Annotated in this window: 21 protein-coding genes and 1 pseudogene; 14 read left to right on the top strand and 8 right to left on the bottom strand. The window is 66.8% G+C overall.

Annotated elements, in window-relative coordinates:
• Window positions 1-95: 95 nt before the first annotated feature.
• The 3 genes from BGO47_RS05950 (at window position 96) to BGO47_RS05940 (ending at window position 1287) form a co-directional block, all read left to right on the top strand.
• Window positions 96-491: a DUF4259 domain-containing protein gene (locus tag BGO47_RS05950; protein WP_292709494.1), complete on the top strand. Its 396-nt coding sequence runs from the start codon at window positions 96-98 to the stop codon at window positions 489-491.
• Window positions 492-570: 79 nt separating this feature from the next.
• On the top strand, window positions 571-930 hold the full coding sequence (locus tag BGO47_RS05945) for a DUF202 domain-containing protein (protein ID WP_292709492.1): 360 nt from the start codon (window positions 571-573) through the stop codon (window positions 928-930).
• A 12-nt stretch (window positions 931-942) separates the two neighbouring features.
• Window positions 943-1287: a DUF202 domain-containing protein gene (locus BGO47_RS05940; RefSeq protein WP_292709490.1), complete on the top strand. Its 345-nt coding sequence runs from the start codon at window positions 943-945 to the stop codon at window positions 1285-1287.
• Here BGO47_RS05940 and BGO47_RS05935 read toward each other — a convergent pair.
• A complete protein-coding gene (locus BGO47_RS05935; RefSeq protein WP_292709488.1) occupies window positions 1273-2289 on the bottom strand; it encodes a LacI family DNA-binding transcriptional regulator in 1017 nt (338 codons plus the stop codon). The two genes, BGO47_RS05940 and BGO47_RS05935, sit on opposite strands and share 15 nt — an antisense overlap.
• 195 nt (window positions 2290-2484) lie before the next feature.
• On the opposite strand from BGO47_RS05935, the gene BGO47_RS05930 reads away from it, so the two are divergent.
• From BGO47_RS05930 to BGO47_RS05905, 6 genes are all read left to right on the top strand, one after another.
• Window positions 2485-3765 (top strand): extracellular solute-binding protein, encoded by a 1281-nt coding sequence (locus tag BGO47_RS05930; protein WP_292709486.1) that lies wholly within the window; start codon window positions 2485-2487, stop codon window positions 3763-3765.
• A 9-nt stretch (window positions 3766-3774) separates the two neighbouring features.
• Window positions 3775-4782, top strand: coding sequence for a sugar ABC transporter permease (locus tag BGO47_RS05925; RefSeq protein WP_292709484.1), 1008 nt, complete (start codon window positions 3775-3777; stop codon window positions 4780-4782).
• Complete coding sequence (locus BGO47_RS05920) at window positions 4782-5666, top strand: carbohydrate ABC transporter permease (protein ID WP_292709481.1); 885 nt, start codon at window positions 4782-4784, stop codon at window positions 5664-5666. Before BGO47_RS05925 ends, BGO47_RS05920 begins: the two co-directional genes overlap by 1 nt.
• A gap of 109 nt (window positions 5667-5775) precedes the next feature.
• The gene (locus BGO47_RS05915) at window positions 5776-8046 is read left to right on the top strand and encodes a glycoside hydrolase family 3 N-terminal domain-containing protein (RefSeq protein ID WP_292709938.1); all 2271 of its coding nucleotides are present in this window, start codon (window positions 5776-5778) and stop codon (window positions 8044-8046) included.
• 99 nt (window positions 8047-8145) lie between these two features.
• Entirely contained in the window at window positions 8146-8547 is a 402-nt protein-coding gene (locus BGO47_RS05910; protein WP_292709479.1) for a hypothetical protein, read from the top strand.
• Window positions 8548-8601: 54 nt separating this feature from the next.
• Window positions 8602-8919, top strand: coding sequence for a YbjQ family protein (locus BGO47_RS05905; RefSeq protein ID WP_292709477.1), 318 nt, complete (start codon window positions 8602-8604; stop codon window positions 8917-8919).
• A 3-nt stretch (window positions 8920-8922) separates the two neighbouring features.
• Here BGO47_RS05905 and BGO47_RS05900 read toward each other — a convergent pair whose 3' ends face one another.
• The 4 genes from BGO47_RS05900 to BGO47_RS05885 form a co-directional block, all read right to left on the bottom strand.
• Window positions 8923-9327: an HsmA family protein gene (locus BGO47_RS05900; RefSeq protein WP_292709475.1), complete on the bottom strand. Its 405-nt coding sequence runs from the start codon at window positions 9325-9327 to the stop codon at window positions 8923-8925.
• A gap of 46 nt (window positions 9328-9373) precedes the next feature.
• On the bottom strand, window positions 9374-9598 hold the full coding sequence (locus BGO47_RS05895) for a three-helix bundle dimerization domain-containing protein (protein WP_292709474.1): 225 nt from the start codon (window positions 9596-9598) through the stop codon (window positions 9374-9376).
• A gap of 61 nt (window positions 9599-9659) precedes the next feature.
• Window positions 9660-10988, bottom strand: coding sequence for an MFS transporter (locus BGO47_RS05890; protein WP_292709471.1), 1329 nt, complete (start codon window positions 10986-10988; stop codon window positions 9660-9662).
• 26 nt (window positions 10989-11014) lie between these two features.
• Complete coding sequence (locus tag BGO47_RS05885) at window positions 11015-12052, bottom strand: FUSC family protein (RefSeq protein WP_292709470.1); 1038 nt, start codon at window positions 12050-12052, stop codon at window positions 11015-11017.
• Window positions 12053-12341: 289 nt separating this feature from the next.
• Here BGO47_RS05885 and BGO47_RS05880 point away from each other — a divergent pair, with 289 nt between their 5' ends.
• From BGO47_RS05880 to BGO47_RS05870, 3 genes are all read left to right on the top strand, one after another.
• Window positions 12342-13613, top strand: a complete 1272-nt coding sequence (locus BGO47_RS05880; RefSeq protein WP_292709469.1) for an alpha-hydroxy acid oxidase — start codon at window positions 12342-12344, stop codon at window positions 13611-13613.
• Window positions 13614-13890: 277 nt separating this feature from the next.
• Window positions 13891-14910 (top strand): DUF1852 domain-containing protein, encoded by a 1020-nt coding sequence (locus BGO47_RS05875; protein WP_292709467.1) that lies wholly within the window; start codon window positions 13891-13893, stop codon window positions 14908-14910.
• Entirely contained in the window at window positions 14907-15932 is a 1026-nt protein-coding gene (locus BGO47_RS05870) for a methionine synthase (protein WP_292709465.1), read from the top strand. Before BGO47_RS05875 ends, BGO47_RS05870 begins: the two co-directional genes overlap by 4 nt.
• Window positions 15933-16203: 271 nt before the next feature.
• Here the strand turns inward: BGO47_RS05870 and BGO47_RS05865 are convergent, their stop codons facing one another.
• Complete coding sequence (locus BGO47_RS05865; protein ID WP_228177413.1) at window positions 16204-17055, bottom strand: LLM class F420-dependent oxidoreductase; 852 nt, start codon at window positions 17053-17055, stop codon at window positions 16204-16206.
• Window positions 17056-17260: 205 nt separating this feature from the next.
• On the bottom strand, window positions 17261-18133 hold the full coding sequence (locus tag BGO47_RS05860) for a GTP-binding protein LepA (protein ID WP_292709461.1): 873 nt from the start codon (window positions 18131-18133) through the stop codon (window positions 17261-17263).
• An 83-nt stretch (window positions 18134-18216) separates the two neighbouring features.
• On the opposite strand from BGO47_RS05860, the gene BGO47_RS05855 reads away from it, so the two are divergent.
• Both BGO47_RS05855 and BGO47_RS05850 read left to right on the top strand, forming a co-directional pair.
• Window positions 18217-19194 (top strand): ATP-binding cassette domain-containing protein, encoded by a 978-nt coding sequence (locus BGO47_RS05855; RefSeq protein ID WP_292709459.1) that lies wholly within the window; start codon window positions 18217-18219, stop codon window positions 19192-19194.
• Window positions 19191-20051, top strand: coding sequence for an ABC transporter permease (locus tag BGO47_RS05850; protein ID WP_292709458.1), 861 nt, complete (start codon window positions 19191-19193; stop codon window positions 20049-20051). The genes BGO47_RS05855 and BGO47_RS05850 overlap by 4 nt, the downstream gene beginning before the upstream one ends.
• A 224-nt stretch (window positions 20052-20275) precedes the next feature.
• Here the strand turns inward: BGO47_RS05850 and BGO47_RS05845 are convergent.
• Window positions 20276-20892, bottom strand: a pseudogene (locus tag BGO47_RS05845) (integrase core domain-containing protein); the annotation flags it as partial.
• Window positions 20893-20955: the final 63 nt, after the last annotated feature.

The following is a 20955-nucleotide window of genomic DNA, read 5'->3' as shown; positions in this document are numbered from 1 at the left end:
TGCAGGAGGGGACGTCGCGAGCCTTTGCCCGAGTGTCACATCGGGGCTACCGGAGGAGGGGCATCCGTTCATTCGGAACCCCTAGCGTGCCGGCCATGGGTGCGTGGAGTGTTGAGCCGTTCGGCAACGATGTCGCGGCTGACTGGGCCTGGGAACTCGAAGACGAGTCGGACTGGAGCGTGGTCGACGAGGCGTTGGCCGATGCCCTCGAGGACAGCGAGGAGATCGATCGTGACACGGCGGTCATCGCCGTCGCCGCAGCCGAAGTCGTCGCGCACGGCCTGGGGCACGCGACACAGCGAGACGCGTACACCGAGGAAGTGGAGTCGTTCATCACGCGCGCGGGTCGTCCGACCCCGGACACCCGCGATCTTGCGGTCGCCGCACTCAATGCCGCCTGCGGCTCGGGCAGCGAACTGACTGCGGCATGGACGGGAGACCCCGGCTGGGGCGAGGCGATCGAGCAGATTCGGGCAGCGCTGATCACCTGATCATCACCTGGCCATCGCGCCGGACGGGTGGCGCGCGTCGCGGTAGGGTGAGCAATCGTCAGCGTTCAGGGAGGCCCCGATGAGCCCGCGGTTTCCGCAGTCCGTCTACCGTCACGGCTCGGAGCCGGATGTGCGGTTCTCGCTTGCCAACGAGCGAACATTTCTCGCCTGGATCCGCACCGCCCTCGCCCTCATCGCCGGTGGAGTCGCCCTGGAGGTGCTCGGTCTTGCCCTGCATCCGGGCCTGCGACTGGCAGCCAGCCTCGTGCTGATTGTCATGGGGATGCTCACTCCCGCGTTGGCCTGGTTCGGGTGGCAGCGCAGCGAGCGCGCCCTGCGACTGAACAGCCCGCTGCCGGGGTCGCTCCTGGGCGCGGTCACGGGGGTGGCCGTCACGCTGTCGGCGGCGCTCATCCTGCTCGCTGTCATCTTCGCCTAGGGCGGCACCCGCGTGAGTGATCAGCTGTTCGATCCGGGGCTCCAGCCCGAGCGCACCGAACTGGCGTGGCGGCGGACCGCTCTGAGTATCGCGGTCGGATCTGTCGTCGCGATGCGGCTGTTGCCCACGGCTCTCGGAGGCGGATGGTGGATCCTCCCCGGCATCCTCGGAGTGATCTTCTCAGCGGTTCTGTGGGCATGGTCCCGCCGCCGCTACGAGCGCATATCGTTCGCGACTGTCGCGGCTCGCGATCACACCCTCGTTCCCGACGGCGCACTCCTGCTGACGCTGGCGGTGTTCGTGGCACTCATCGGGGCACTGGGCATCGTCGTGCTGGTCGCACTACCGCTCACCTGAGGACCTCGGCGGGGCGGTTGTGGCCCGCGGAATGAGCTGCGTTGCAAGCCGCACGTGGCGCTCTGGCGGTTCTTCGCCGTTCATGAGAGTCGTCAACAGGGACATGGCTGCAGCCCCGAGTCGCCGCATGGGCTGGCGAACGGTGGTCAGTGGAGGCGACATCCGCGACGCTTCGAGCACGTCGTCGAAACCGATCACCGATAGATCCCGCGGGACCTCGAGTCCGATCTCCCGTGCGACCTCGATGATGCCGATGGCCGACAGATCGTTCGCGGCGAACACGGCGGTCGGGCGGCGGGGCGAATCGAGCAGCGAGAGCGCCGCGGTGCGCGCAGCATCCTGCTCGTAGAAACCAACCCGCACGACTTCGGAGTCGTACGGGATCCCGGCATCGGACAATGCCCGCCGGTAGCCGGCGTCTCGCGCACGCGATGAGCGCAGGTCCGGCCGCCCGGCGACGAACCCGATCCGGCGGTGGCCAAGCTCGATCAGATACTTGACTGCCGAGACAGCTCCCCCGAAGCTGTCGGCCTCGACCGTGGGTACGCCATCACCCGGTCCGACGTGGGGGTCGATCGCGATGACCGGGATGTCGGCGACGATCGCCTCCACGGTCGGCGTCACAATGATCGCGCCGTCGATAAGGCTCCCCGCCAGTCGCGCGAGGGACGTGTTCTCCCACCCGGCTCCGTGTACCCGCCGCGGCGTGCTGTAGGCGAGCACATCGAGCTCGTGGGACTCTGCTGCAGCTCCCACGCCTTTGAGGACCTCGGCGCTGAACGGCTCGAATTCGGCAACGAGAACACCGACAACGCCGGTGCGCACACCGCGCATCCGGCTGGCGACGAGGCTCGATTCATAGCCCATCTCGGCGACCACCCGCATGACCTTCTCGACGGTCTCGGGGGCCACCCCGTAGCGCCCGTTGACCGCCTTCGAGACGGTAGCCACCGACACTCCCGCCGCGGTTGCAATGTCGGTGATCGTCGGACGTCTCGCCATGAATGGCCACCCTACTGGATTTTGAAAAGGTTTTCGAAAACGTTTGACATGAAGTGATGCGCCTGACGACACTGTTCCCACGTCGCCCCCCACGGGCCGCGAGACACGGGAAGCTCGCCCCACATGCACCGTGTCCACGCAGCGGCGGCTCGACGCCCGAGCCGCTCCTCAATGAAGAGAACAGGTGAGAATCACATGAAGTACAGCAAAGTACTCACGGCGTCGGCCGCCCTGGCCGTCGGCGCACTCGCGCTCAGCGGATGCAGTGGCTCCGGCGGCGAGTCGGGAGACGGGCCGGTCACGCTGACCGTCTGGCAGAACTCGACCACCGGCGATGGCATGCAGTACTGGGAAGACGCTGCAGCAGCCTTCATGGCCGAGAACCCCGATGTCACGGTCGAAGTGCAGTCCATTCAGAACGAAGACATGGACGGCAAGCTCCAGACCGCCCTGAACGCCGGAGATGCCCCCGACGTGTTCATGGCGCGCGGCGGCGGAAAGCTTGCGGACGTCGTCGACGCTGGCCAGGTCATGGACCTCACCGGCAAGATCTCAGCCGAGGCAGAGTCGGCGATGGCATCGTCGCTGAGCGCCTTCACCCTCGACGGCAAGGTCTTCGGTATGCCGCTGGCCGTACTCCCCGAGGGCATCTTCTACAGCGAGAATCTTTTCGACGAGGCGGGGGTCGAGCCTGCCGGAACGATCGACGAGCTCGTCGAGGTCAACGACACCCTCAAGGCTGCGGGCATCACACCGATCGCCGTCGGCGCGAAGGATGCCTGGCCCGCCGCTCACTGGTACTACAACTTCGCCCTGCGCGAGTGCTCGCAGGAAGCGATGGACGAGGCAGCCAAGAGCCGCTCGTTCGACGACGAGTGCTGGCTGCGTGCGGGTGAGGACCTTCAGGAGTTCATCGCCACAGAGCCCTTCAACGACGGCTTCCTCACGACACCCGCGCAGCAGGGCGCAGGATCGTCAGCAGGACTGCTGGCCAACCGCCAGGCCGCGATGGAACTCATGGGTGCGTGGAACCCCGGCGTCATCGCGTCGCTCACCCCGGACGAGCAGCCGCTGCCTGACCTTGGCTGGTTCCCCTTCCCCGAGATCGAGGGCGGCGACGGTACGCCCGGTGCCATGATGGGTGGGGCCGACGGCTACTCCTGCTGGGTCAACGCCCCAGCCGAGTGCGTCGACTTCCTGAACTTCCTGGCGACAAAGGACCAGCAGGAGGCCTACGCCGAGGCCTTCCAGACGCTTCCCGCCAGCAATGAGGCGCAGGATGTCGTCACGACACCTGCTCTCCAGTCGGTGCTCGAGGCGTACAGCGAAGCGCCGTACGTGGTGCTGTGGCTCGACACGCTCTACGGACAGAACGTCGGAAACGCCCTGAACGTCGCTGTCGTCGACCTTCTCGCTGGTAACGGTTCGCCCGAAGCCATCGTCCAGGCAGTCAACGACGCAGCAGCGCGAGGCTGATCGGTCGTCATGTCCGTCAGCGAACGAACCTATCCGGTCACGGATGCGGTCGTGAGCGTCACGGAAGAGGGGGGCGGCGCCTCGGCGTCGTCCCCCTCCCGGCGCCCTCGGCACAGGTCGTGGCGCACCCGCGCCGAGATCGGCATCCTGATCGGCCCCGCCCTCATCGTCTTTCTGGCCTTCGTGATCTTCCCGGTCGTGATGGCCGCCTACTACGGCTTCTTCAGCTGGAGTGGGTTCGGCCCGGCCACCGACTTCGTCGGCCTGAACAACTACATCGTCATCCTCAGCGACCCTGCCTTCCAGGCTGCGCTGTGGCACAACGCGATCATCGTGGTCCTCTCCCTGGTGATCCAGGGACCGATCGCGATCGGCCTTGCCCTGCTGCTGAACCGCAAGATGCGGGGTCAGTCCGCGATCCGCGTCCTCATCTTCGTCCCCTACGTGATCGCCGAGGTGGTCGTGGGCACCGGGTGGAGCCTGATGCTTGCCACCAACGGCGCGCTCAACGACTTCCTGGAGAAGATCGGCCTCGGAGCTCTCACCCAGGACTGGCTCTCCAACCCGGATCTGGCGATCTGGACGTTGATGGGCATCATCACCTGGAAGTACATCGGCTTCGCCGTCATCCTCATGCTCGCCGGCCTCCAGGGCATTCCCGAAGAACTCTACGAAGCAGCCGCCATCGACGGCGCCTCGTACTGGCAGATCCAGCGGAGCATCACGCTGCCGCTGCTCGGGCCGACGCTGCGCATCTGGGCGTTCCTGTCGATCATCGGATCCCTCCAACTGTTCGATCTCGTCTACATCATCTGGGGGCAGTACGTGGCATCCACCGCTGGTACCTCGACGATGGCAACGTACATGGTCGTCACCGGCCGCAATGCCGGCAGCTTCGGCTACGGCAGCGCAGTCGCCGTCGTCATCTTCCTCATCTCCCTCGCCGTCGCCCTGGTGTATCAGCGCTTCGTGCTGCGACGGGACACCGAAGGAGCCGTCACAGGAGGAGCGAACTGATGGCCACCGCAACTCTGACAGCGCCCGGCGGCCGCACCGATCGGCGACGCCCGCAGCGCACCGCTGGACAACGCACGGGAAACTTCTTCATCTACTTCCTGGCGTGGTCGCTCGTCGTTCTGATCCTCGTCCCCGTCGCCTACATCATCATCGGCGGATTCCGCACGAACTCCGAGATCACGCAAGACCCGGCGGGCCTGCCCGCGACGTGGCAGTTCGAGAACTACCTCAACGTGCTGACCAGCGACGTCTTTTGGCGCGAGGTGCTCAACTCCTCGATCGCCGCTATCGCGACGACGCTGTTCGTGGTCACCCTCGGGCTGATGGCGGCGTACGTGCTCGCGCGATATCGCTTCCGGATGCGCGGCGTGCTCTACGCCGTGTTCGCGGCGGGACTGATGTTCCCGATGACCGTCGCAATCACACCGCTGTACATCCTGGTGCGAAACCTCGGGCTCATGAACTCGCTCGCGGGCGTCATCATCCCCCAGGTCGCATTCGCCCTGCCGATGACGATCATCATCCTGGTGCCGTTCCTGCAGGCGCTGCCCCGGGAAATCGAAGAGGCTGCGTTCATCGACGGATGCAGCAGGCTCGGCTTCTTCTGGCGCATGGTCATCCCCCTGTCGATGCCCGGCGTGATCACCGTCGGCATCCTTGCGTTCATCGCCAGCTGGAACAGCTACATGCTGCCGCTGTTCATCCTCAACAACGAGGCGAGCTTCACGCTGCCGCTGGGCGTCCAAGCGTTCGCGTCGCAGTACTCCGTCGACACCGCGAAGGTCCTTGCCTTCACGTCCCTGTCGATGATTCCCGCTCTCGTGTTCTTCAGCCTCTTCGAACGCCGCATCGTCGGCGGTCTCACCGGAGCCGTGAAGGGCTGACTCAACCGGATGCCGCGACCGCGGCATCCGCTCGACCGAAGGAACTGTGCTCGTGTTCGATGAACCCACTCCCGCCGTCAGCGATCGCGTACGGTCGTTGCACGGCGAGATGACCCTCGATGAGAAGCTCGCGCAACTCGTCGGATTCTGGGTCGACCAGGGCGACGACATCGTCGCGCCGCTGCAGGGCGAAATGGCGACCTCGACGCTCTACACGGATGCCTCAGCTCACGGCCTCGGCCACCTCACGCGCGTGTACGGGACCCGTCCGGTCGATCCGATCGAGCGGGCTCAGTGGCTGTGGAGCGAGCAGAAGCGCCTTCGTGAGACCTCGCGCCTGGGGATTCCGGCGATCGTCCACGAGGAGTGCCTGACGGGATTGGCCGCCTGGCAGGCAGCCACCTTCCCGACGCCGCTCGCGTGGGGCGCCGCGTTCGACCCGACCCTGGTCGCTGAGATGGCGGCGGTGATCGGCGGGTCGATGCGGGAGCTCGGCATCCATCAGGGGCTCGCGCCGGTGCTCGATGTCGTGCGGGATCCCCGCTGGGGACGAGTCGACGAGTGCATCTCGGAGGATCCGTACGTGGTCGGTGTCATCGGCACCGCCTACGTGCGCGGGCTGCAGTCGCAGGGTGTGCACGCGACGCTCAAGCACTTCGTCGGGTACTCGGGGTCGCAGGCCGGCCGCAACCACGCGCCCGTGCACGCCGGGCCGCGCGAGCTCGCGGATGTCTATCTGCCGCCGTTCGAGATGGCCGTCATCGAGGGGCGAGCGCGGTCGGTCATGAACTCCTACGCCGAGATCGACGGGCTGCCGGCAGCCGCCACGCCTGCCTACCTCACCGATATCTTGCGTGAGCGCTGGGGGTTCGATGGGGTGACGGTTGCCGACTACTTCTCGGTGGCCTTCCTGCACACGATGCATCAGCTCGCCCCCGGCCGCGGTGAGGCAGCCGCTCTTGCGCTGCGCGCCGGCGTGGATGTCGAGCTGCCGACCGGCGACGCGTACACGGCACCGCTGCGCGAGCTGATTGCGCAGCATCCGGAGCTTGTCGCCCTCGTCGACCGCGCCGTCCTGCGCGTGCTCTCACAGAAGGAGGAGTTGGGTCTGCTCGACGAGCAGTTCGAGACTCCCCCGACGGTCATCGACCTCGACTCCCCCACCCATCGAAACCTCGCCCGGCGCCTTGCCGAAGAATCGGTGGTGCTGCTTCGAAATGACGCGCTGCTGCCGCTGGGCGCAGCCCCGGGTCTGCGCATCGCGGTCAGCGGACCGAACGCGGCAGGGCATGCGGCATTGATGGGGTGCTACTCCTTTGCGAATCATGTGCTCGCTCATCATCCAGAGACGCCGCTCGGGTTCGACGCCCCGAGTGTCCTCGACGGCATCCGCGAACGCTTCGCCGCCGCAGAGATCACCTTCTCGGCCGGGTGCGCGGTCGAGGGTGACGACCGGTCGGGATTCGCAGCGGCTGTCGCCGATGCCAAGGATGCCGATGTCGCCGTCGTCGTGGTCGGAGACAGCGCCGGCCTCTTCGGCCGCGGCACGGTGGGAGAGGGAAACGACGTCTCCAGCCTCGATCTGCCCGGCGTTCAGCGTGACCTCGTCACCGCCATCGCCGCGACCGGCACCCCCGTCGCGATGGTCGTGTTGAGCGGACGCCCCTACGCCCTGGACTGGGCACTGGATGGACCGGATGCCGTCGGCGCCATCGTGCAGGCTTTCTTCCCCGGCGAAGAAGGCGGACGTGCCCTGGCACGCATCCTCGCCGGTGACGTCTCGCCCTCGGGCCGGTTGCCGGTCTCCCTGCCGCGGTCGGCTGGCGCCCAGCCCTACAGCTACCTGCATCCCCTGCTGGGAGGGCCGTCCGAGATCACGACTGCCGATAGCACGCCCGTTCGCCCTTTCGGGTTCGGTCTCAGCTACACGAGCTTCCAGTACACCGATCTGTCGGCGCCGGAGACGGCACCGACGAGCGGCGAGCTCGGCGTCAGCGTCACCGTCACCAACACCGGGAAGCGCGGGGCCACGGATGTCGTTCAGCTCTACGCCCACACCCCGTATCGGTCGACGACGCGGCCGGTCGCGCAACTCATCGGCTTCGAGCGTGTTGCCCTGGAGCCGGGACAGAGCGCGATCGTCACGTTCGATGTCCCGAGTGGACGGCTTGCCGCCGCCGGCGTGGACCTGGTTCGCAGGGTGGAGCCCGGCGAGGTGGAACTGTGGGTGGGGACGGCGGCTGACCGGGCGACATGGGGGTCCACGACGCTGGTGGGCGAGGCGCACGACGTTGCCCTCTCCGATCGGCGAGTCACACAGGCCCGGTCGACGCTGTCGCCAGCGGCGCAGCCCGTGCCGGAGCTTTCCGCCACCAACTGAGCCCGCCCTCGGATCGCGTCAGCCGCGATCTGTCAACCGGGTGGTGCGCACGGCTGTGCGCAGCGATGCTGAGGGCCGACCCACGGAAGGGAGCTCGCTATGACGAACCCCACCCACAAGACCCTCGCGTCCCGCACAAACAGTGCCAGCGGCAATCCCGGCATCGAGCCGCCCGTCTCGCAACTCCACGATGACCGGGAGAGTCCGCGCGCCGAGCGTGCGCTCAGGCGACGGCTACGCCGCGACGTCGGGGCCGATGCCGCTCGCGACGCCGCCGACCCGACAACCCAGAGCCGACCGAGAATGGCAATGAACGCTCCGAGCGTCCACGACGAGGTGACGGGGATTCTCGCGCAGACGCGCATGGACCACCCCCGGGCGAACCGCCGCCGCCTCCGCGAGGTTCTGCAGGAGCGGCTGTGCCAGGCCGGGATCGATATGCCCGCCGACGAGGTCGACGCGTTCGTTCGGGCGGTACCGACTGATGAGAGCCAGGACTAGACCCGTCGTAAGCGCGCTCTTCCCCCGGGCTCGCCCCGCTGGCAGACTGACGCCATGTTGATCGTCACAACCAACGACGTCCCCGGTCACACCATCACCGCCGTCCACGGGGAAGTCTTCGGGCTCACCGTACGTTCACGGCACATCGGCGCCAACATCGGCGCATCATTCAAGGCTCTGGCAGGCGGCGAACTCAAGGGCATCACGGAGTTGCTCCACGAGACCCGCATCGAGGCGCTCTCGCGGTTGTCGGCTGAGGCTGAGGCGAAGGGCGCGAACGCCGTCGTGGCCTTCCGGTTCGAGACCAACGACTACGGCGACAGCGGCGGCGTCGAGGTGTGTGCCTACGGCACCGCCGTCACGATCTCCTGAGCATCAGGACGCTGAGCCCCCGATCATCGCCCCGGCCGCGCCCAGCACGTAGGGCACGAGCCAGATGGCCCACACCACGATGCTGAATCGGTGGAAGACAGCTTTCTCGTTGGCGCGGTCTCGGATCAGGACGATCACGGCCCACACGAGGTGGATCGCCATGAGGATGATGGCTGCGAGCCCGGTGATCGCCATCAACTGATCCAGCCCGCCCGCGGCGACCCCATCCGCTCGACGGCTTGCCGCGATCTGAGACATCAGCACAGTCCCGGTGGTGTCGGCGGCGAGGCCTCCTGCGAAGAACGCGGCGTGCCACCACTTCAGGGTGCGCTGGATTCGCTCCGCCCAGACGCCGATGGAGTAGAAGACGAGGGCAAGCGTGATGATGACGATGGCTGCAACAAGCATGACGCGATGCTAGCAAACCTTCAGTAATACTGAACGCTGAAGTCGCCTAGACGGCGATGTCCAACGGTCCGGGCGCACGGAGCCGCCGGAGCACCCGAGCCTCCACCATCGCGGGGATGAAGTGCCGCAACCGCGCATCACCGAGAGCCGCCACCTCCTCGGCGACCATGATTCTGACGCCCGCCTCGTCGGCCCAGGGGATGCGGCGCACGAGACGGTCCACGGCGTGGTTCAGCGCCTCGTACTCATCGCGGGGGTTCGTCGCGCTCACGCGTCTAGGATGCGCGCGCTCGCGTCGAATTTCCACCCTTGCGTCAGCGAGGACGCCCTGTTCAGCGCGGAGCTCGAGGGCTCACGAGACCGAGGCGGATGAGGGTGCGCCGGCGCTCTCGCACGATGAAGAACGCCCCAATGGCCCACAGCGGGAATTGCGTGAGGAACGCGATGCGGAAGGCCTGCAGCGTGTAGGTGTCGGGTGTCCCAGCGCCCTGCAGGTCAAGCGCGAGACCGATGAGGTAGATCGCGATGAGCGCGGCGAGGAATCCGCCCGCGTTGGTGACCCCTGTCGCCGTGCTCAAGCGCTGTGCTGGGTTGTGGGTGCGGGCATGGTCGAACGCGATCAGCGACGCGGGTCCCCCCATGGCGAGAGCGACGGCGAGCGCGAACAGCAGCCAGAGCGGCGCGGGCCCGGGAAAGGCGATCACAACCGCCCACGCGACAGCTTGAGCAGCGACCGACGGCAGCACGAGGGCGCGCGATCGATGCTGGGGCAGTCGTTGCGACAGTCCGCCCATGATCGGTCCGAGGGCCATCCCGACCACGACGTACAGCGACAGGATGCCGGCGGCTTCGGCGACCGTGCGCCCCTCGCCGACGGTGAGGAACGGCATTCCCCACAGCAGCACGAAAGCCGTGCCGGCGAAGGGGGTGGTGAAGTGTGACCAAAACGCGAGTCGGGTACCGGGGTGCGCCCACGCGGCACGGATGCCGACCCCCGTGTCCACGGTCGAGGTGACGACCCGGATCGCACCCGTGTCGGTGTTGATCGAGACATCCCGCTCCAGTTCGGGTGGATGGTTGCGTACGACCAGAGCGATGAGGATGGCGAACACGAGACCGAGCCCCGCGATCGACCCGAACGTGATCGTCCACGACGTGGCGTGGAGCAAAGCCGCCAGGGGAATCACCGCCACCAGCTGCCCGGCCTGACCGACGATGCCGGTCAGCTGCACCATGACCGGTGCGCGCTGCGCGGGAAACCAGGTGGCGATGAGGCGGATGACGCCGGGGAAGATGGCCGCGTCTCCCGCGCCCAGCAGAACACGGGCGACAAGGGCGATACCGACGCTCGGAGAGATCGCCATCCCGAGTTGACCGAGCGCCATCAGCACCATGCCGACGGTCATGATCGGGCGCGACCCGAAGCGATCGAGCAGCACTCCCACCGGGATCTGCATGCCGCCATACACCCCGAGCTGGATGACCGCGAACAGCGACAGCGTCGACGCGTCGGCGCCAAAGCGATCGGCGGCGTCTACACCGACAGCGCTGAGAGAACTGCGGTTGGTGACGGCCAGAACGTATCCGGCAACGGCAACCGACCAGATCAGCCATGCTCGCCAGCTCGGCCCTCCGGCGAGGGGGCGGCGAGCCGAGGTCACCTCATAACGCTAGTACTCCGGCGGCCTCACTCGGTCTCGATCCCGACGAGCGCGTGATGGATGCGAAGAAGGTCGACCATCATCGAGCCCACGAGGATCCAGTGATCCGACGCCGGAGCGGTCACCGCGAGGGGCCTCGTCAGCGCGGCGGGTTCGATCACGCCAGCGGTCGGAGGAGCAGCGCCCCGGTCGGGCGCGAATCGCACATCGTGTGCCGCTCGGCGCAGTTGTTCGGCGATCGCGCCGATTGCGGGCTCGCCCGTGAGGGTGTCGTCGTAGCGCTCGTGGAACGCGCGGGTCATCCCGATGGCCTGCGTCACGATCGGCGTGAACGTCGTGACGAGAGTGTCGAGAGCAGCGAGCTCGGCCCGATGGCGCGGCGCGCGAGGGTTGAGGGTCAGCGAGTCTCGCGCCGCGGCGATCGCGGCATCCGCGGCATCCCGGCTCGCTCGCGTCGCTCGCGCCCGCGCGAGAAGATCGTCCAGCTGCGCCCGACTCTGCGAGTGCTGCAGGGCATCGGCCAAGCGGTCGAGGGTTCCGGCGAGGTCATCGGCGAGCGCGCGCACGGCGCGGCGGGCCGGCTCGACCGAGAGCGGCGGAACGATGAGGACGTTGACGACGAAACCGATCGCGGCGCCGATGACCGTCTCGACGATGCGATCGAGCGCGTAGTTGGGTGTTGCCGTTCCCAGGGCGAGCACGAGGAGCGCGCTGATGGCTACCTGGTTTCCGGTGCCGGGCGTCATCCGCAGGGCCCACGCGAGCACGAGCGCCACGACCACGGCGACCGCAACGACCCAGGTAGAGGTTCCGAGCAGGATGCCGAGGGCCGAGGCGACCACGACACCGACGATGACCCCGACACTGCGCTCGAGCGCCTTCCCGAACGACTGGTTCAGGCTCGGCTGGACGACCAGGAGCGCGGCGATCGCGGCGAAAACCGGGGGCTGAGCAGGGATGAGCCACCCGGCGAGGAACCACGCGAGCACGGTGGCGACGGCGGACTTGACGACCTGGAGCAACGACGAGCGCTGGGCGGTGCGAAGGGCGACTGACATGCTCATGCGGCCCACGTTAGGGGAGCATGCCCGCGATGCGGCTCAGATTCTCAGGGTCGCACGACTGGATTCCCGGATGATGAGCTCGGGGGTGAACCTCACCTGACGGGGTCGCGAATGCTCGCCATCCTGCTCGAGGAACGGTTCCACCGCTGCGCGTCCGATCTCTACCGCGGGCTGCCGGACTCATCGACGGGGGCCTCGACGACCTACGGTACCGTGTGGTCAGGACACATAACCCTCGGCGCTACGACCCCCAGCCCTCGGGCATCCGATGACACGGAAGGACACCATCATGGTGAAACGTCAGCTTCCCCAGCCTGCCGAGCTGTTCGAACTGATGAAGTTCAAGAAGCCCGAGTTCGACGGACGCAAGCGACGGCTGCAGTCGGCACTCACGATTTCTGACCTCCGCACCATCGCCAAGCGCCGCACACCCAAGGCCGCATTCGACTACACCGATGGCGCCGCCGAGGGCGAGCTGTCGCTCTCGCGCGCCCGCCGCGCATTCGAGGACATCGAGTTCCACCCCGACGTCCTGACCCCCGCGCCCGACCTCGACACCTCCGTCGAGGTCCTCGGCGGCCCCTCGGCGCTCCCCTTCGGAATCGCGCCGACCGGCTTCACGCGACTCATGCAGACCGAAGGCGAGATCGCTGGCGCCTCGGCGGCTGGAGCTGCCGGCATCCCCTTCACTCTCTCGACCCTCGGCACGACATCGATCGAGGAGGTGAAGGCTGCCAACCCCGGCGGGCGCAACTGGTTCCAGCTGTACGTCATGCGCGATCGCGAGATCTCCTACGGGCTGGCTCGCCGCGCCGCGGCATCCGGCTTCGACACCCTCATGTTCACCGTCGACACCCCGGTCGCGGGCGCACGCCTGCGCGACAAGCGCAACGGCTTCTCGATCCCGCCGCAGCTCACCCTCGGCACGATCGTCAACGCGATTCCCCGGCCCTGGTGGTGGTACGACTTCCTCACGACTCCGAAGCTCGAGTTCGCCTCGCTCTCGTCGACCGGCGGCACCGTCGGTGAGCTGCTGGATGCCGCCATGGACCCCACGATCAGCTATGAGGATCTCGCCGTCATCCGTGATCTGTGGCCCGGAAAGATCGTCATCAAGGGTGTGCAAAACGTCGCCGACTCGGTGCGCCTGATCGACCACGGTGTCGACGGCATCATCCTCTCGAACCACGGTGGGCGGCAGCTTGACCGCGCACCCATCCCCTTCCACCTGCTGCCGAAGGTCGTGCGCGAAGTCGGCAAGGATGCCACGGTCATGATCGACACCGGAATCATGAACGGTGCCGACATCGTGGCATCCGTGGCCCTCGGCGCCACGTTCACGCTCATCGGTCGCGCGTACCTGTACGGCCTCATGGCGGGCGGACGACAGGGCGTGGACCGCACGATCGAGATCCTGCGCGCCGAGATCGAGCGCACGATGCGCCTGCTCGGCGTGTCGAGCCTTGCCGAGCTGGAACCCCGCCACGTCACACAGTTGACGCGTCTGGTTCCGGTGGGCGGGGGCGCGGCATCCGTTCCCCTCGACACGTCCGCCAGGTAGGCAAGATCGCGCAGGTAGGACGATCTCGTCACCGACCGTCCGACCTCGGCGAGAAGACCTACGCTCACGAGCAGCCGGAGGGGTCTCGTGGGCGCCGCCTCCCACCAATCCGTCACTGCGTTACGTCGCAAGTTGCGGACCCCCCTCGAAGACGGCATCCTCGAACACATCGCAGCATGACGCGAAGCCTCGCGCCCGAGCACAGCATCGGGCACGCGCTGCGGCTCCCTGACAATTCAGCGGGCCGCCCCGGCTCGCCCAACCCGAACGGTCTGTCATGCGTCTGACGTCTCCGCCCGTCCCCGTCTTCACCCTCGAGCGTGTCCGATTCGACGAGGACTACCGTCCCCTCGACAACACGCGCATCACCACCAACTTCGCGAACCTCGCGCGCGGCGAGAGTCGCAGGGAGAACCTGCGAAACGCGATCCGGATGATCGACAACCGGCTCAATGAGCTCGCAGATACCGACAACGACACCGGCGACCGCTACTCGGTCGATCTCGACATCGTCTCGGTATCGATCGACCTCGACGGGGGCGGCGACGGCGAGCGCTTCCCGATCATCGAGGTTCTCGAGACGACGATCGTCGACCACGGCTCCGGAACCCGCATCCCGGGCATCGTCGGGAACAACTTCTCGTCGTACGTGCGGGACTACGACTTCAGCGTCGTGCTCCCCGCGCACAACGCCGGCGGATCCGGATTCAGCGTCCCCGATGACTTCGGAGTGCTGCACGGGAACCTGTTCCGCAGCTTCTTGGCATCGGATGCCTACACGCGGCACTTCGCCAAGGCACCCGTCATCTGCCTGAGCGTCTCGAGCACCAAGACCTACCAGCGCACCGACACGCGGCATCCGGTTCTGGGCGTCGAGTACCGCCAGGACGAGTACTCGCTGACCGATGACTACTTCGCGAAGATGGGGATGAAGGTCCGCTACTTCATGCCGCCGCGCAGCGCCGCGCCGCTGGCCTTCTACCACGTCGGTGATCTGCTCGCCGACTACACGAACCTCGAACTGATCTCCACGATCGCAACCATGGAGACATTCCAGAAGATCTACCGTCCCGAGATCTACAACGCCAACTCCGCTGCACCCGCGCGGTTCCAGCCCAGCCTGAGCCAGCCCGACTACTCGCTGACCCGCATCGACTACGACCGTGAGGAGCGCAGCCGCCTGGCCGTCGAGCAGGGCCGTTTCGCCGGCGAACACTTCGTCGAGCCGCACCGCGAGACGCTGGAGCTGTGGTCGGCACAGTTCTCCGCCCGCGAGCTGGAGGGGGCCCAGGCGTGACGCTCCTTCCCACCTCCACCGCAGGCAGCCTGCCCAAGCCCGCATGGCTCGCACAGCCCGAAACGCTCTGGTCGCCCTGGAGGCTGGACGACGACATCCTCACCGAAGGTAAGCAAGACGCTTTGCTGCTGGCGCTCTCGGACCAACAGCACGCGGGAATCGACATCGTCAGTGACGGCGAGCAGAGCCGCCAGCACTTCGTGACGACCTTCATCGAACACCTCGCGGGCGTCGACTTCGAGCGCCGCGAGACGGTGCGTATCCGCGACCGTTACGACGCGTCGGTTCCGACGGTTGCCGGCCCCGTCGTGCGCAAAGCGCCGGTGTTCGTCGAGGATGCCGCCTTCGTGCGCGCCCACACCGATCGACCGGTGAAATGGGCGCTGCCCGGCCCGATGACCATGATCGACACCCTCTACGACGCCCATTACGGCAGCCGCGAGGAGCTCGCGTGGGAGTTCGCCGGCATCCTCAACCAGGAGGCGAAAGAACTCGCGGCGGCCGGGGTCGACATCATCCAGTTCGACGAGCCGGCGTTCAACGTGTTCTTCGACGACGTGAACGACTGGGGCATCGCGGCGCTCGAGCGCGCGGCGGAGGGGCTCACGTGCGAGACGGCGGTGCACGTCTGCTACGGCTACGGCATCAAGGCCAACACCGACTGGAAGGCCTCGCTCGGGTCTGAATGGCGCCAGTACGAGCGGATCTTCCCCCGCATCCGCGAATCGAGCATCAACATCGTCTCGCTCGAGTGCCATCGCTCCCATGTACCGATGGACCTCATCGAGCTCATCCGCGGCAAGAAGGTCATGGTTGGGGCGATCGACGTGGCGAGCACGCTCGTGGAAACCCCGGATGAGGTGGCCGACACGCTGCGGCGGGCGCTGCAGTTCGTGGATGCCGAGAACCTCTATCCGTCCACGAACTGCGGCATGGCACCGCTTCCCCGCGCGCTCGCCCGCGGGAAGCTCGCCGCCCTCACCGCGGGCGCGGCGATCGTGCGATCGGAACTCGGCGGCTGAACTCAGGCAGCCGACCTCCGGCATCGGTCGCCACCGCAGCGACGTAGGAGAAATCGCCAGCGTAGGACGATGTGCACCAGAAACGTCCTACCTCGGCGAGAACACCTACCTTCGTGCGGCGAACTGTCAGTGCGGCCACCGGCTCAACATCCGTCTTCGGCACGCGCCGACGTAGGAGAAATCGCCGAGGTAGGACCATGTGCACCAGAAACGTCCTACCTCGGCGAGAACACCTACCTTCGTGCGGTGGGCGTGCGGTGGACTCGGCCCGCTAGACCCGCGCGGCGACCCCGGCGATCAGATCGACGACCTTCTCGGGCTGACGGATGCCGACAGAGAAGACGTACGTCGTCGTGAAGCCCGCCTCCCCCAGCGCCCGCACCTGGTCGGCGACGCCGTCCGCCGTGGATTCGGGATTCACGCCGATCATGGCGGTCTTCTCGACGGTGTCGTAGTCGCGCCCGACATCGTCGCAGTGGGCCCGCAGCACGTCGAGCTTGCCCGTGGGTACTCCAGCGAGGGCGCTGAGGTTGCAGGCATCCGCGTACTGCGCCACGAGCTTGAGGGTCTTCTTCTCTCCCCCGCCGCCGATCATGAGCATCGGCTTCGTGACGTTCTGCGGCGAGTTCAGCGTGCGCCCGAGCTGCCAGATCGCCCCGTCATACGGCTCGTCGGAGTCCGACCACATCTGCTGGCAGATCTGGATCGTCTCCTCGAGTTCGCGGAAACGCTGCGCCACGGGCGAGAACGGGAATCCGAGGCCGACACACTCCTGCTCGTTCCAGCCTGCGCCGATGCCGAGTCCGACCCGGCCACCCGAGAGCACATTGAGCGTGCTCACCTGCTTGGCAAGCAGGGCGGGATGCCGATAGATGACGCCCGTGACCAGGACGTGCAGCATCGCTTTCTGCGTGTGCGCGGCAAGGAACCCGAGGGTCGCGTAAGCCTCAAGCATCTCGTGCTCGACGGGGCCGATGCCGGGCAGCTGCCAGAAGTGGTCCATGACGGTGATCCGCTGGATGCCGGCATCCTCAGCGTGCCTGACGTGCCGCGCGAGGGTCTGGCCGAGCTCGGCCGGCCCCGAGTCGAAGGTGAAGTCCGCGATGTGCAGCCCGAAGTGCATGTCAGCTCCGTCCCGGGTCGGATGCCGTATCCGGCCGCGCTGTCAGGTTACGCCGCCATCGGCATCCGTGGTCTTGTGCGATGCCTCACGGAGGTAGGAGCAATCGCCGAGGCAGGACGATGAGCATGCACATCGCCCTACCTCGGCGAGAATTCCTACCCACGAGAGGTCGGCCCGGGCAGCGGATGCCACCACGGATGCCGCGTCACGCGGCGTCGCCGAAGCCCCGCTCGCGGTAGAGGTCGATGCTCTCGCGGAGGGCCCGCAGGACGTAGGGCGGAAACTCCATGCCCTGCTCGTTCGCCCACAGTAGCTGCGCTTCGATGCGGCCGACTTCGCGCGCGTACTTGTCGAGGTCGGTGTCGAACCCGAGGCTTGTGACGACGCCGCCCATCTGCGCGCGGTAGCGGTCCTGTCCGTTCGTGCCGACGAGGTTGTAGGTCTTCTCGCGCAGGACGCGGGCGAGGTAGAGCTGCCAGGGTCGCAGCGCCCCGGAGTGCACGAGCTCGGTCGCGCTCATCCGATAGAAGGCGAAATGGCCGGGTTCTTGCCGACGGATGGGCGCGATGATCGTCTCGGCGATCGCGGACTCACCGAGCCCTGTCATCCCGCTGTGGATCGTGTTGTAGGCGAGCACCGCCTGCCGTTCGGTGCTCGCGCCAGTGAGGTAATACAGCAGCCGCGCGATGTCTTGGATCGCAGAGAAGTGCGCGAGAGCGCCCATGATCCGCATCTTGTACGACACCTCGAGCACGGGCTCAGCCGCCGGGCACCCGAGATCCTGCTGCAGTCGATCGAGGATCAGTCCATGCTGGATCTCTTGGGGCTGCCACACGTCGGCGTAGAACATCCGGTCGACCTCGCTGACATCGGGCAACAGGACGAGCAGCTCGAGGACGTTGCGGTCGACCTCGAGTTCGACACGAGCGAGATAGTCGATCACATGCCCGTACCGATCGGCAACGGTATGCGGATCACGGATGCCGCGGTCGACCGAATCGAGCTCGATCGGCGGATGCTCCTCGCCGAGCCGCTGGACGTGCTCGAGAATCCGCTGGGACGTCACCGGCTCAGCCATGCATCCATCATGCGGGACAGTCCTCCCCCGTGGGGCCGTTGGCAGGCACCCGGATGTCTGCGGGCACCGTTACCATCCGTGCTATGGCTTTCATCGAGGCGAGCGGGCTCGTCAAGACGTACCATCCGCGGGGTGCGCCGGTTGTCCGCGCGCTTGACGGGCTCGACCTGTCAGTGCCGGAGGGAACCGTCGCAGCGCTGCTCGGGCCGAACGGCGCCGGGAAGACGACGACGGTCAAGGTGCTGACAACCCTCATCCGACCGGATGCCGGTTCCGCGAGCATCGACGGTGTCGACGTGCTCGCAGATCCGCAGCAGATCCGTCGGATGAGTGGCGCGAGCGGTCAGTACGCGGCGGTCGACGAGAACCTCACCGGGTTCGAGAACCTCTTCATGGTGGGGATGCTGTACCACCTCGGGCGGCGCCGCTCAGCCCAGCGGGCGCGCGAACTCATCGAGCTGTTCGATCTCGTGGATGCCCAGAACCGGCCCGTCAAAGGATTCTCGGGCGGGATGCGGCGCCGGATCGACCTGGCCGGCGCGCTCGTCATCAATCCGCCCGTGCTCTTCCTCGACGAACCGACGACGGGCCTGGACCCCCGCAGCAGGCTCGCACTGTGGGACGTGATCGAATCGCTCGTCGCCGGCGGCACGACGGTGCTCCTGACCACGCAATACCTCGAGGAGGCCGACCGCCTCGCCGACTCGATCTCGATCATCGACAACGGGCGGGTGATCGCGAAGGGCACCGCCGACGAGCTGAAGTCGTCGGTCGGCGGTCAGCGGATCGCGGTGAGCCTTGTGAGCGAGAGCGATGTCGACGCGATGCGCGAGATCCTCTCGCGCTACGGCTCGGGGCCGGTCGCATCGGACGGCGCGCGCGGCCTCGTCGTTCCGGTCAGCGACGGAGCCGACGCTCTCTCGCGCATCATGACCGACACCGCTGCTGCCGGGGTCGAACTGCACGATGCCGGGATGCGCAGGCCCACGTTGGATGACGTCTTCCTGCGGTTGACGGGCCATGCCGCCGAGCAGACCACGGACGAGGAGGAGGCGGCATGAGCACCGAGGCCTCGCACACGACGGGATCATCCAGCACAACACTGCAGCCCCGGCCCGGTACGGCGTTCAGTCGGTTCCTCTCCGACGGTTACGTCACCACCTGGCGCAATGTGAAGAAACTGACCCGGGTTCCCGACATCCTGATCTTCACCCTCATCCAGCCGATCATGTTCGTGCTGCTGTTCACGTTCGTCTTCGGTTCGTCGATCCAGGTGCCGGGCGAGAGCTACACGTCGTTCCTCATGGCCGGGATCTTCGCGCAGACCATCGTGTTCGGCTCGACATACTCGGGCTCGGCGATGGCCCAAGACCTCAAGGACGGCATCATCGACCGCTTCCGCACCCTGCCGATGAGCGGGTCGGCGGTGCTCGTCGGGCGGACGGTCGGAGACCTCGTCATCAACGTTCTCTCCCTGATCGTCATGATGCTCACCGGCCTTCTCGTGGGGTGGCGCGTCGAGTCATCTCCCCTCGAGTTCCTGGCTGGCGTTGGGCTGCTGTTGGTCTTCGCCTACGCGCTCTCGTGGGTGCTGGCGTTCCTGGGTCTGATCGTGCGCAGCCCCGAGGTCATCAACAACGCCTCGTTCCTGATCCTGTTCCCGCTGACCTTTATCTCGAACGCGTTCGTGCCGAGTGAGAACCTCCCCGGCCCCCTCCGGGTGATCGCGGAATGGAACCCGGTTTCGGCCCTCGTACAGGCAGCCCGGGAGTTGTTCGGCAACGCACCCAGTGGCAGTGCGGCAACCGACGCATGGCCGCTGCAGCATCCGGTGATCTATGTGCTGCTGATCACGATTGTGATGCTCGTCGTGTTCGTTCCGCTGTCGATCCGCCGCTTCGCATCGCTCAGCCGCTGAGGCCTCAGGTGAGGTCGCAGAGGGCCCAGTTCGCGATGACCGCCCGGTGATCGCTGCCCTCGATGTACGCACTGTCCCACCCCGTGGGAACTGCCCCGCGCGCGAGGACGTGATCGATGGCCGTGAACGCGGGTACCGGCTTCTCTTGTGGCCACGTCGGCCACGGGACCGGGCCCGCCGCCTGCGCGGCTGTTGCGAGGCCCGCCGCTAGCTGTACTCGGCAGTCACGTTGGTAACACTCGGCTGAGGGGTGTGCCGTTGATGGCGGTGTGGTGGCGATGAGCGTTGTAATGCTCGATGAAGGGTGCGAGGGCGTCGGCGCGGGCGGTGTTAGAGGTGAAGATCTGCCGGTAGGCCCATTCGGTTTGCAGAGTACGCGGTTCAGGCGTTCGACTTTGCCGTTTTGCCACGGGCAGTGCGGGCGGATGAGGACGTGTTTCGCACCGAGCCCGCGGAGGACGGTCTGGAAGTCGTTCGAGAGCCGGTAGCTGAAGTGGTTGTCGGTCATGACCCGTTCGATGCGGGTGATGCCGTGCGCGGCGAAGTACGCCGCAGCCCGGGTGAGGAACCCGGCGCAGGTCGCGCCCTTCTCGTCGGGGTGGATCTCGGAGTATGCGAGCCGGGAGTGGTCATCGATCATCGAGTGGACGTAGTCGAAACCGATCCGAGCCCGCTTATGGGCCGCCGTGTCGCCGGCGGCTCTGCCGTGGGCGCGCCACCCGCCGCCGTCGGGGATACGCCCCAGTTTCTTCACGTCTATATGGACCAGCTCACCCGGCCGGGCGCGTTCGTATCGGACGGCGGTCTGTTTCGAGGCGCGGATGACCCGGCCGGTCAACGGAGTGGGGCTTGTCAAGTCTTCTGTGTAAGCGGGTTGGTGTTGGTGGTTAGAGGTAGGGGGTGA

Origin of the sequence: Microbacterium sp. 67-17, assembly GCF_001898325.1 — a bacterium.
In the GTDB taxonomy this organism is placed as follows: domain Bacteria; phylum Actinomycetota; class Actinomycetes; order Actinomycetales; family Microbacteriaceae; genus Microbacterium; species Microbacterium schleiferi.
This window is presented reverse-complemented; position numbering and strand designations above follow the sequence as displayed.